The 12,382-nt window shown below is 52.5% G+C and carries 9 protein-coding genes, 2 pseudogenes and 1 other annotated feature; all 11 genes and pseudogenes read left to right on the top strand.

Translation table 11 applies throughout. The features are described 5' to 3' along the window. Nucleotides 1-280: 280 nt before the first annotated feature. Entirely contained in the window at nucleotides 281-742 is a 462-nt protein-coding gene (gene ctsR / locus I656_RS0115050; protein WP_011229590.1) for a transcriptional regulator CtsR, read from the top strand. 15 nt (nucleotides 743-757) lie between these two features. Then, the gene (locus tag I656_RS10965) at nucleotides 758-1,306 is read left to right on the top strand and encodes a UvrB/UvrC motif-containing protein (RefSeq protein WP_011229591.1); all 549 of its coding nucleotides are present in this window, start codon (nucleotides 758-760) and stop codon (nucleotides 1,304-1,306) included. A 5-nt stretch (nucleotides 1,307-1,311) separates the two neighbouring features. Then, nucleotides 1,312-2,403, top strand: coding sequence for a protein arginine kinase (locus tag I656_RS10970; RefSeq protein WP_011229592.1), 1,092 nt, complete (start codon nucleotides 1,312-1,314; stop codon nucleotides 2,401-2,403). Further along, nucleotides 2,400-4,830, top strand: a pseudogene (clpC, locus tag I656_RS0115045) (ATP-dependent protease ATP-binding subunit ClpC). The gene I656_RS10970 and the pseudogene clpC overlap by 4 nt, the downstream one beginning before the upstream one ends. 77 nt (nucleotides 4,831-4,907) lie before the next feature. Beyond that, entirely contained in the window at nucleotides 4,908-6,281 is a 1,374-nt protein-coding gene (gene radA, locus I656_RS10975; RefSeq protein WP_015373719.1) for a DNA repair protein RadA, read from the top strand. Nucleotides 6,282-6,589: 308 nt separating this feature from the next. Further along, on the top strand, nucleotides 6,590-7,684 hold the full coding sequence (locus I656_RS10980; RefSeq protein ID WP_012820471.1) for a PIN/TRAM domain-containing protein: 1,095 nt from the start codon (nucleotides 6,590-6,592) through the stop codon (nucleotides 7,682-7,684). A gap of 21 nt (nucleotides 7,685-7,705) precedes the next feature. Further along, nucleotides 7,706-8,392, top strand: coding sequence for a 2-C-methyl-D-erythritol 4-phosphate cytidylyltransferase (gene ispD, locus I656_RS10985; RefSeq protein ID WP_015373720.1), 687 nt, complete (start codon nucleotides 7,706-7,708; stop codon nucleotides 8,390-8,392). A gap of 14 nt (nucleotides 8,393-8,406) precedes the next feature. Further along, nucleotides 8,407-8,883, top strand: a complete 477-nt coding sequence (gene ispF / locus I656_RS10990; RefSeq protein WP_013143976.1) for a 2-C-methyl-D-erythritol 2,4-cyclodiphosphate synthase — start codon at nucleotides 8,407-8,409, stop codon at nucleotides 8,881-8,883. Between the two features lie 203 nt (nucleotides 8,884-9,086). Beyond that, complete coding sequence (gene gltX, locus I656_RS10995) at nucleotides 9,087-10,559, top strand: glutamate--tRNA ligase (RefSeq protein ID WP_033005073.1); 1,473 nt, start codon at nucleotides 9,087-9,089, stop codon at nucleotides 10,557-10,559. A 72-nt stretch (nucleotides 10,560-10,631) separates the two neighbouring features. Next, nucleotides 10,632-10,867, top strand: a binding site (T-box leader). Next, a complete protein-coding gene (gene cysE / locus I656_RS11000; RefSeq protein WP_020754402.1) occupies nucleotides 10,865-11,602 on the top strand; it encodes a serine O-acetyltransferase in 738 nt (245 codons plus the stop codon). Its footprint overlaps the feature before it by 3 nt. Next, nucleotides 11,580-12,382 (top strand): annotated as a pseudogene (gene cysS, locus I656_RS11005) (cysteine--tRNA ligase); the annotation flags it as partial. The gene cysE and the pseudogene cysS, both read left to right, overlap by 23 nt.

The following is a 12,382-nucleotide window of genomic DNA, read 5'->3' as shown; positions in this document are numbered from 1 at the left end:
TAGGTCGCTGCTAGGCAAAATGGAAAGCACGTCTTTTCTTTCCTTGGAAGAAAAGGCGTGCTTTTTCATTTATTCGGCTGCTTGACGTTTTATTGTCGAGAAAAACGGATATTCTATAGTTAGTTTTCCTTCTTTGGTCACTCTTGAAATTTTCCGTAATACATTGTATAGTAAGAGTAAGGTCAAATATAGTCAAAGTCAACGAATAGGCAGTGGGGTGTCCTTGTCAGCGGACGGCCCATCGCCAGGCAGCTTGGTTGTAAGGAAGGTGGTAGGTAGAGTGCCGAACATTTCCGACATCATTGAGCAATATTTAAAGCAAGTGCTCAATATGAGCGACCAAGATATCGTTGAAATTAAACGAAGCGAAATCGCTAATAAATTCCAATGTGTTCCGTCGCAGATCAACTATGTCATCAATACGAGGTTTACCCTTGAAAGAGGGTACATCGTCGAAAGCAAGCGCGGTGGCGGTGGGTATATCCGCATTATGAAAGTGAAGACAAAGAGTGAAGCACAGCTTATTGACCAGCTGCTCGAGCTTGTCGGCCACCGCATCAGCCAATCGAATGCTGAAGATGTGGTAAAACGTCTCGTTGAAGAAAAGGTAATTTCGGAGCGGGAAGCGAAAATTATGTTAAGCGCTATGGATCGTTCTGTTTTATATATCGATTTGCCCGAGCGGGACGAACTGCGGGCCCGCATGTTAAAAGCGATGCTGACGTCGCTGAAATACAAATAGGGGGAGGGGGAGGCATTGATTTGCCAAGAATGCAAGCAGCGGCCGGCCACGATGCACTTTACAAAAATTGTAAACGGAGAGAAAACGGAGTTCCATCTTTGCGAGCAATGCGCCAGAGAGCATGGCCATATGTTTACGTTCTACGGCAATGATGATTTTTCACTCAACAACTTGTTGGCGGGGCTTCTTAACTTTCAAGCGCCGATGAAAGAGATGACGGCGAACGCGTTTCCGAACCCGGATGTACTTCAATGTGAGACGTGCCAAATGACATACCATCAATTCACACAAATCGGGCGGTTCGGCTGCGCTAACTGCTACCGGACGTTTGCACGCTACTTGCCGCCGATTTTGAAACGGCTCCATAGCGGCAATACCGCTCATTCAGGAAAAATTCCGAAGCGAAAAGGCGGCGTTCTCCATTTGCGCAAGCAACTTGCTATGTTGAAACAAAAGCTTCAGGAGCTCGTCGCTCGTGAGGAATTCGAGCGGGCGGCCGAGGTGCGCGACCAAATCCGCTCGTTGGAGGATGAACTGCGTCGACGCGGAGAGGGGGATATGTAAGCGGTATGTCGTTCGAGAAGTTTTTCAATACGGCGGTCAGCGCGTGGATGAGCCAAGAGGGGCCGGATTCGGACATCGTCTTAAGCAGTCGCATCCGACTGGCGCGCAACATCGTTGACTTTCGTTTTCCAACGCTGTTTAGCAGTGAAGAAGCGATGCAAATCGTCGCGTTGTTTGAACGGACGTTCGCCCATCGTTCTTACGGAGGGGCAGGCCGCTTCGAGTTGTTGAAAATGTCGGAGCTTCAGCCGATTGAAAAACGGGTATTGGTAGAAAAACACTTAATTAGTCCGCATCTGGCTGAGGATTCGCCGTTTGGCGCTTGTCTGCTTTCGGAAAATGAAGAAATCAGCATCATGATCAACGAGGAGGATCATATCCGCATCCAATGCCTATTCCCGGGGTTGCAGCTTGCTGAGGCTCTCGAGGCGGCGAGCGAATTGGACGATTGGATTGAAGGGTATGTCAACTATGCCTTTGACGAGCGGCTTGGTTATTTAACGAGCTGCCCGACCAATGTCGGGACGGGATTGCGGGCTTCGGTGATGATGCATCTTCCGGCGCTTGTGCTGACGCAACAAATTAACCGTATTATTCCTGCCATCAACCAGCTTGGGCTTGTTGTCCGTGGAACATACGGTGAAGGGAGTGAAGCGTTGGGAAATATATTCCAAATTTCCAACCAGATCACGCTTGGGAAATCGGAGGAAGACATTGTTGCTGATTTGCATACGATCGTTCAGCAGCTGATCGCCCAAGAAAGAGCGGCTCGTCAGGCATTAGTGAAAACTTTGGGCATACAATTAGAAGACAAGGTGTTCCGTTCATACGGCATACTGGCCAACTGCCGCGTCATCGAATCGAAAGAAGCGGCGCAATGTCTGTCCGATGTTCGCTTAGGGATTGATCTAGGATATATCAAGAACATCTCGCGCAACATTTTAAATGAGCTGATGATTTTGACGCAGCCGGGATTTTTGCAGCAATATGCCGGCGGGGCGCTTCGCCCTGAAGAACGGGACGTCCGCCGCGCGGCGCTGATCCGGGAGCGTTTAAAGATGGAGGAACGAAGAAAGATGGAGGGTGATGAACGATGATGTTTGGCAGATTTACGGAACGGGCGCAAAAAGTGCTGGCGCTGGCGCAGGAAGAAGCCATTCGCCTCGGCCATAACAATATCGGCACAGAACATATTTTGCTCGGCCTCATCCGCGAGGGCGAGGGGATCGCGGCTAAGGCGCTCATGGCGCTTGGGCTCGGCCCAGATAAAATTCAAAAAGAAGTCGAATCGCTCATCGGCCGTGGCAGTGAAGTGTCGCATACGATCCACTATACACCGCGGGCGAAAAAAGTCATTGAGCTGTCGATGGATGAAGCGCGGAAGCTCGGCCATTCATACGTCGGCACAGAACATATTTTGCTTGGGTTGATCCGCGAAGGCGAAGGGGTGGCCGCCCGCGTGCTGAACAACTTGGGAGTAAGCTTGAACAAAGCGCGCCAGCAAGTGTTGCAGCTGCTCGGCAGCAATGAGTCGATGTCAGGCCATGGCGGCGGCGCGTCGCATGTGAGCACTCCGACGCTTGACAGCCTCGCCCGTGATTTGACAGCGATTGCCCGCGAAGGACGGCTGGACCCGGTCATCGGCCGCAGTAAAGAAATTCAGCGCGTCATTGAAGTATTAAGCCGGCGGACGAAAAATAATCCGGTGTTGATCGGCGAGCCGGGCGTTGGGAAAACGGCCATTGCTGAAGGGTTAGCCCAACAAATCGTCAATAACGAAGTGCCGGAAACGCTGCGCGACAAGCGGGTCATGACGCTCGATATGGGGACGGTCGTCGCCGGAACGAAATACCGGGGGGAATTTGAAGACCGGCTGAAAAAAGTGATGGATGAAATTCGTCAAGCGGGCAACATCATCTTGTTCATCGATGAGTTGCATACATTAATTGGCGCCGGTGGGGCAGAAGGAGCGATCGACGCGTCGAACATCTTGAAACCGGCGTTGGCGCGCGGGGAGCTTCAATGCATCGGCGCGACAACGCTCGATGAATACCGGAAATATATTGAAAAAGACGCCGCGCTTGAACGCCGCTTTCAGCCGATTTACGTTGATGAACCGACAGTGGAAGAATCGATCCAAATTTTAAAAGGGTTGCGCGATCGGTATGAAGCGCACCACCGCGTTTCGATTTCCGACGAGGCGATCGTGCAAGCCGTCAAATTGTCCGACCGCTACATTACCGACCGTTTCTTGCCGGATAAGGCGATCGATTTGATCGACGAGGCTTGCTCGAAAGTGCGCCTTCGTTCGTTCACCGCACCGCCGAAATTGAAAGAACTTGAACAAAAGCTCGAGGAAGTGCGGAAAGAAAAAGACGCGGCCGTGCAAAGCCAAGAATTTGAAAAAGCAGCATCGCTGCGCGATATGGAACAGCGGCTGCGCGAAGAACTGGAGGAAACGAAACGTGCGTGGAAAGAAAAACAAGGCCAAGAAAATTTGGAAGTGACGGTCGAAGACATCGCCGCGGTCGTCTCGAGTTGGACCGGCATTCCAGTATCGAAGCTCGCTGAGACGGAAACGGAGCGGCTGCTCAAGCTGGAAGAAATTTTGCATTCGCGTGTCGTCGGCCAAGACGAGGCGGTCAAAGCGGTCGCCAAAGCGGTGCGCCGCGCCCGTGCTGGCCTGAAAGACCCGAAACGCCCGATCGGTTCGTTCATTTTCCTTGGTCCGACCGGCGTTGGGAAAACGGAGTTGGCCCGAGCTTGGCAGAAGCGATGTTTGGCGATGAAGACGCCTCATTCGCATCGATATGTCCGAGTATATGGAAAAACACTCGACATCGCGGCTCATCGGGTCGCCGCCGGGGTATGTCGGTTATGAAGAAGGCGGCCAGCTGACGGAAAAAGTGCGCCGCAAGCCGTATTCGGTTGTCCTGTTAGATGAGATGGAAAAAGCGCATCCGGACGTGTTCAATATTTTGCTGCAAGTGTTGGAAGATGGGCGGCTGACTGACTCGAAAGGGCGGACGGTCGACTTCCGCAACACGATCATCATCATGACGTCCAACGTCGGCGCCGATGCGCTGAAACGGAATAAGTACGTTGGCTTCAACATTCAAGACGGGAACCAGCAATACAAAGATATGAAAAGCAAAGTGATGGATGAGCTGAAAAAAGCATTCCGTCCAGAGTTTTTAAACCGGATCGACGAAATCATCGTCTTCCATTCGCTCGAAAAAGACCATCTGAAACAAATCGTCCGATTGATGGCCGATACGCTCGTGAAGCGGCTGAAAGAGCAAGACATTGATCTTGAGCTGACGGAGGCCGCCATTGAGAAAATCGCCGCCGAAGGGTTCGATCCAGAATACGGTGCCCGTCCGCTGCGCCGCGCCTTGCAAAAGCATGTTGAAGACCGTTTGTCCGAAGAATTGTTAAAAGGCACGATCGCCAAAGGGCAAAAAGTCGTCGTGGATGTCAAAGACGGGGAGTTTGTCGTATTGTCGAAACAGGCGGTCGTGTGAGGGAAGAAAAGGCATGCGGCAGCTTCCTGCCCATGCCTTTTTTTCGTTGGAAAACGTTACAGAAAGGGTTAAGATCGATGGCGAAGAAGAAAACGAAGTTCGTTTGCCAAGAGTGTGGATATGAGTCGGCCAAATGGCTTGGACGCTGTCCGGGATGCCAAACATGGAATTCGTTTGTTGAGGAAATGGAGCAGGAGAAACCGACTGTGCGCGGCGCATTTCTTCATTCGGAGCGGGCGGGTTCGGCCAAACCGGTCCCGATTACAGCCGTGGAGGCGGTGCAAGAGCCGCGCATGAAAACGAACAGCGCGGAGCTCGATCGCGTGTTGGGCGGTGGAATCGTCAAAGGTTCGCTCGTTTTGATCGGCGGCGACCCTGGCATTGGCAAATCAACGTTGCTTTTGCAAACATCGGCGCAGCTGGCCGCCGCTGGGCATCAAGTGCTGTATGTCTCCGGTGAGGAATCGGTCAAACAAGTAAAGCTGCGCGCTGGACGCCTTCGTGCGGAGTGCGATCGGCTGTACGTGTTGGCGGAAGCAGATTTGGAATACATTGTGGCAGCGGTTGAAACGGTTCAACCTGCTTGTGTCATCATTGATTCGATTCAGACGGTGTATCGCACCGATATTTCCTCTGCACCGGGCAGCGTCGCCCAAGTGCGCGAATGCACGGCCGAGCTGATGAAGCTGGCGAAAACAAAAGGCATTGCCATTTTTATCGTCGGTCATGTGACGAAGGAAGGGGCGATCGCCGGGCCGCGCCTGCTCGAACATATGGTGGACACCGTTCTCTATTTTGAAGGGGAGCGACACCATACGTATCGCATTTTGCGAGCGGTGAAAAACCGTTTTGGCTCAACGAACGAAATCGGCATTTTTGAGATGCGCGACATTGGGCTGAAGGAAGTGGAAAACCCATCAGAAGTGTTTTTAGAAGAACGGTCGCGCGGAGCGGCTGGCTCGACGGTCGTGGCGGCGATGGAAGGGACGCGGCCGGTGCTCGTGGAAATCCAGGCGCTCGTCTCGCCGACGAGCTTCGGCAACCCGAGACGGATGGCAACCGGCCTTGACCATAACCGTGTGTCGCTTTTGATGGCCGTGCTCGAAAAGCGGGTTGGGCTGCTGTTGCAAAACCAAGATGCTTATTTGAAAGTGGCGGGCGGCGTGAAGCTTGATGAGCCGGCAATTGACTTGGCGGTCGCTGTCAGCATCGCCTCGAGCTTTCGCGATCGGCCGACGAATCCGGCGGATGTCATTATCGGCGAAGTCGGCTTAACTGGAGAGGTGCGCCGCGTCTCGCGCATCGAACAGCGCGTGCAGGAGGCGGTAAAATTAGGCTTTTCCCGCATCATTGTGCCAAAAAACAATTTAGCTGGCTGGCAGCCGCCAAAAGGTGTGCAAGTGATCGGTGTTTCGCATGTGGCCGAGGCGCTTGAGCATACAATGTGTTAATCGCTCTTTCACCTGCGCAACCCGGTTCTTCGCGCCCAAGGGGATATGAGCGATCAAAAATTCATCGCCTCTTCATTCTTAAGTGTTTAAGCAGAGGCATAAACAGCCTAAAAGGATTGAACCTTTTCGCTCTGATGTACGTAAAAAATAGTAGGGTGATCCGAAACAACTATGGCGTTTGGCCGGCGTTTTTCGCTATTGTTACAAGCAGATGTCGAATGTTCAAAAACGATTAAAAATTGTCTTCCAATTGGTTTCAAACATTGGAAACTGTTTATAATGTTAAATAGGGAGGTGAAGATGGGCTGATGGTCAAACGCATTGTGCAATTATTTTTCCTCGCCGTGGGCGGAACGTTAGGCGCCATGTTTTTTCCTGACTTGCTTAAGCTGATGAATGTGAGCGGCATGCCGCTTCTCAATAATTCTTATACGCTTGCGGTGCTGGGGGCAGTCGTTTTCTTTTTGTTGACGTTTTGGCTTGTCGATTATGTGGTCGACATGATTCGCTGGGTGGAGGAAACGCTCGTGAAGGCGCCGGCCGCCGACGTGCTGTTTGGCAGTCTCGGGCTGATTTTCGGTCTTATTATCGCGTTTTTCGTTGTCATGCCGTTGCAGTCGTTTCACATTCAAGTGTTGAATACGGTGTTGCCGATTTTTTTGACGGTGTTGCTTGGCTACTTAGGGTTTCGCGTCGGTTTAAAGAAACGGAATGAGTTGATGAACTTATTTTCCTTGTCCAACCGCATGGCGAAGAAAAAAGGTGGAGAAGCGGAAAACGAACCGTCAAAGGGCGGTGCTGTGAAAATTTTGGATACGAGCGTCATCATCGACGGGCGGATCGCAGACATTTGCCAAACCGGGTTTTTGGAAGGGCCGCTTGTCATTCCGCGGTTTGTGCTCGAAGAATTGCAGCATATCGCCGATTCGTCCGATGTGCTGAAGCGGAACCGCGGCCGCCGCGGCTTGGATATTTTGAACCGCATCCAAAAAGAAATGGCGATGAAAGTGGAAATCCATGAAGCGGATTTCAGCGACGTCCAGGAAGTCGACAGCAAACTCGTCAAGCTGGCGAAGCAACTTCAAGGCGTTGTCGTGACGAACGATTTCAATTTAAACAAAGTATGTGAGCTGCAAAACGTGCGTGTTTTGAATATCAACGATTTAGCGAATGCCGTCAAACCGGTCGTGCTGCCAGGCGAGGAGCTGAACGTACACGTCATTAAAGATGGGAAGGAGCATAACCAAGGCGTGGCCTATTTGGACGACGGGACGATGATCGTCGTCGAAGATGGCAAAGAATATATCGGCAAACGGGTTGACGTTTTAGTCACCAGCGTGTTACAAACATCTGCGGGGAGAATGATTTTTGCCAAATTGAAACTGCTGCAAAAAGCGTTGTAAAACGAATAGGGGAAACGGCCAATGAATTACGAAGCGATTGTCTTGGCGGCCGGGCGGGGAAAGCGGATGAACGCCGGCATGAACAAGCAATTCCTTGAGCTTGGCGGTGAGCCGCTCATCGTTCGGACGCTGAACGTGTTTGAGCGCGATGAGCGGTGCACCCGCATCGTGCTCGTCGTCAACCCAGCCGAGCGAAGCCGATTTGAGCAGCTGCTCGCCCGCTTTCGCATTCGAAAAGTCGCCGCGCTTACCGACGGCGGCGAGGAGCGGCAGCATAGCGTCTACAACGGATTGCAGGCGCTCGCGGGGGAGGAGATTGTTCTCATCCATGACGGCGCCCGCCCATTTGTCCGCGTCCATCATTTGCACGAGCTCGTGAACGCCGCTGTTCAGTACGGGGCGGCGATCCCGGCAGTGCGGGTGAAAGATACGATCAAAAAAGCGAACGGTTTGTTTGTCGAACAGACGATTGATCGTTCCAGCTTGTGGGCGGTGCAGACGCCACAAGCTTTTCGTCTGTCTTTGATCATGGAAGCGCACGAAGCGGCGAAACAGGCTGGCTATCTCGGCACGGATGACGCCAGCCTTGTGGAGCGAATCGGCAAGCCGGTGAAGATCATTGAAGGGGATTATCGCAATATTAAGCTGACGACGCCGGAGGACCTTTTGTTTGCTGAGGCGATTTTGGCAAGCCGGATGGCCGAATAGATGGGGGTGGAGAGATGTTTCGCATTGGACAAGGGTTTGACGTCCATCAGCTTGTTGAAGGGCGTCCGCTGATCATTGGCGGCGTCACCATTCCGTATGAAAAGGGGCTGCTCGGCCACTCAGATGCCGACGTGCTGCTTCATGCGGTGGCGGACGCATGCCTTGGGGCGATCGGCGCCGGCGATATCGGCCGGCATTTTCCGGACACAGATCCGCGCTTTAAAGATGCCGACTCGGCTGAGCTGTTGGCGCACGTATGGGCGCTCGCTCGGCAGGAAGGGTATAGGCTCGTGAACGCCGACTGCACGATCATCGCACAAAAGCCGAAGATGGCGCCGTATATTGAAGAAATGAGGGCGGTGATCGCTCGGTTGCTGGAAGCCGAGCGCTCGCAAGTCAATGTGAAGGCAACGACGACGGAGAAGCTTGGATTCACTGGGCGGGAGGAAGGCATTGCCGCCCAGGCGGTCGTCTTGCTGCAAAAAAGCTAATGGAGCGGCCTTTGGCAACATCATTTGGGAAGGCCTCGTTCCCTTAATACATAAGCGCTTTGTTCGCCGTCCTGGCTAGGAGGTGTAAAGGGGGGGCGTCGGCGGCGTGGTGCGGCTTAGGCGAGAGCTGTCTGTTTTGAACTTTGCCGCGATAAACGGTACAATAATAGCACAAGCTTTGATGGAAGTGGAGGGTTTGGATGATGGCAAAAGAGGTGCGCGTGCGCTATGCGCCGAGCCCAACCGGCCATTTGCATATCGGCGGGGCGCGGACAGCGCTGTTTAACTATTTGTTTGCCCGCCATCACGGTGGAAAAATGATCGTCCGCATCGAGGATACAGATATTGAACGGAACGTCGAAGGCGGCGAAAAGTCGCAGCTCGAAAACTTAAAATGGCTCGGCATTGATTATGATGAATCGATTGATCAAGATGGCGGCTACGGGCCGTACCGGCAAACGGAGCGGCTCGATATTTACCGAAAATATGTGAATGAATTGCTTGAGCAAGGGCATGCGTACAAATGTTTTTGCACGCCGGAAGAGCTCGAGCGCGAGCGGGAGGCGCAGCGGGCGGCCGGCATCGCCGCTCCGCAGTACAGCGGCAAATGCCGCCATTTGACGCCGGAGCAGGTCGCGGAGCTCGAGGCGCAAGGGAAGCCGTATACGATCCGCCTGAAGGTGCCGGAAGGGAAAAAGTACGAATTTTACGATTTAGTGCGCGGCAAAGTGGTGTTTGAATCGAAAGATGTCGGCGGCGATTGGGTGATTGTCAAGGCGAATGGCATTCCGACATACAATTTCGCTGTTGTCATCGACGACCATTTAATGGAAATCAGCCATGTGTTTCGCGGTGAGGAACATTTGTCCAATACGCCGAAGCAGCTCATGGTATACGAGTACTTCGGCTGGGAGCCGCCGCAGTTCGCGCACTTGACGTTGATCGTCAACGAGCAGCGGAAAAAGCTGTCTAAGCGCGATGAATCCATCATTCAGTTCGTCTCGCAATACAAAGAACTTGGCTATTTGCCGGAAGCGATGTTCAACTTTTTCGCTTTGCTTGGCTGGTCGCCGGAAGGAGAGGAAGAAATTTTTACGAAAGACGAACTGATCCGCATGTTCGATGTCTCCCGGCTGTCAAAATCGCCGTCCATGTTTGATACGAAAAAGCTGACATGGATGAACAACCAATATATCAAAAAGCTTGATCTTGACCGGCTTGTCGAGCTGGCCTTGCCGCATTTAGTGAAAGCCGGGCGCCTGCCGGCGGATATGACGGACGAACAGCGGCAATGGGCGCGCGATTTAATTGCTTTGTATCAAGAGCAAATGAGCTACGGTGCGGAGATCGTCCCGCTGTCTGAGCTGTTCTTTAAAGAAGAAATCGACTACGAGGACGAGGCGCGTCAAGTGCTTGCTGAAGAGCAAGTGCCGGCTGTGCTTTCCACCTTCCTTGAGAGCGTGCGTGAGCTTGAGCCGTTTACGGCAGACGAGATTAAAGCGGCCATTAAAGCGGTGCAAAAGGCGACCGGGCAAAAAGGGAAAAAGTTGTTTATGCCGATCCGCGCGGCGGTGACGGGACAAACGCACGGACCGGAGCTGCCGTTTGCCATTCAGTTGCTCGGCAAAGAAAAAGTGATCGAGCGGCTGGAGCGGGCGTTGCAAGAAAAATTTTAATCGGCCTCTATGCACGTTTGCATGATGGATGTGGTATAATAATATAAAATTTCGATGGAACAAGTGCATAAAGAAAAAGCGTTGACGAGGAGAAGTAGGAAGCATCGGCATCCCAGAGAGAGCCGCCTTGGCTGGAAGCGGCTTATGTTCGGTGCTGTCTGAAGTGCGCCTCGGAGTCTCCTTTCGAACCGGAACAGAGACGTTCTGCAGTAGAGGGGAGCGGAGCATCTCCGTTATCGGAATCGAGTGAGCGAAACGGCGCCCCGTTTCGCTAAACAGAGTGGAACCGCGCCAAAAGCGTCTCTGTGTCTTCGGCACAGGGACGCTTTTTTATTCAAGACAACTTAGAGGGATGGAGGGAGGACATGATGTTTAAAACGTTAAAAGAGGATATTGAGGTCATTTTTGAGCAAGACCCGGCGGCGAGAAGCTATTTGGAAGTCATTTTAACATATTCCGGCCTGCATGCCATCTGGGCGCATCGGATCGCCCATGCGCTTTACAAGCGGAAATTTTACTTTCTTGCCCGCTTGATTTCGCAAATCAGCCGCTTTTTCACTGGCATTGAAATCCATCCGGGCGCGAAAATCGGCCGCCGCTTTTTCATCGACCACGGCATGGGCGTGGTGATCGGCGAAACGTGCGAAATCGGCGACAATGTCACCGTCTATCAAGGGGTCACATTAGGCGGGACAGGGAAAGAAAAAGGGAAGCGGCACCCGACGATCAAAGACAACTGTTTGATCGCTGCCGGCGCAAAAGTGCTCGGTTCGATTACGATCGGGGAAAACTCGAAAATCGGCGCTGGGTCGGTCGTGTTAAAAGACGTACCGCCCAATTCGACCGTCGTTGGCATTCCGGGCCGCGTCGTTGTGCGCGACGGGGTGAAAGTGAAGAAAGATTTAAACCATACCGACCTTCCTGACCCGATCGCCGACCGGTTTCGGGAGCTTGAAGAGGAAATCGCCCGGCTGAAAAGCGAGCTTGAGGCATTGAAACAACAAGAAAGGAAGAACGAGTATGAGCAGCATCCGGCTTTATAATACGCTGACGCGAAAAAAAAGAACCGTTTGAGCCGCTGGAACCGAATAAAGTGAAAATGTATGTGTGCGGCCCGACCGTCTATAATTATATTCACATCGGCAATGCTCGGGCCGCCATCGTTTTTGACACGATCCGCCGCTATTTGGAGTTCCGCGGCTATGATGTGACGTATGTATCGAACTTTACCGATGTTGATGACAAGTTGATCAAAGCGGCCCGCGAGCTCGGCGAGAGCGTGCCGGCGATCGCTGAGCGGTTTATTGAGGCGTATTTTGAAGACATTCAGGCGCTTGGCTGCAAAAAAGCGGACATCCATCCGCGGGTGACCGAAAACATTGATACGATTATCGAATTCATTCAGGCGCTCATTGACAAAGGATATGCCTACGAAGTCGACGGCGACGTGTATTACCGGACGCGCAAGTTCCGCGAATACGGCAAGCTGTCTCATCAATCGATCGATGAGCTGCAAGCTGGGGCGCGCATCGAAATTGGAGAGAAAAAAGACGATCCACTTGATTTCGCCCTTTGGAAAGCAGCGAAGGAAGGAGAAATTTGTTGGGACAGTCCATGGGGGAAAGGGCGGCCTGGTTGGCATATCGAATGCTCGGCGATGGCGCGCAAATATTTGGGCGATACGATCGATATCCACGCCGGCGGCCAGGACTTGACATTCCCGCACCATGAAAACGAAATCGCCCAGTCAGAGGCGCTGACCGGCAAACCGTTCGCGAAATATTGGTTGCACAATGGGTATTTAAATATTAACAACGAAAAAA

The sequence above is a fragment of the Geobacillus sp. WSUCF1 genome, assembly GCF_000422025.1.
Taxonomy (GTDB): Bacteria; Bacillota; Bacilli; order Bacillales; family Anoxybacillaceae; genus Geobacillus; species Geobacillus zalihae.
This window is presented reverse-complemented; position numbering and strand designations above follow the sequence as displayed.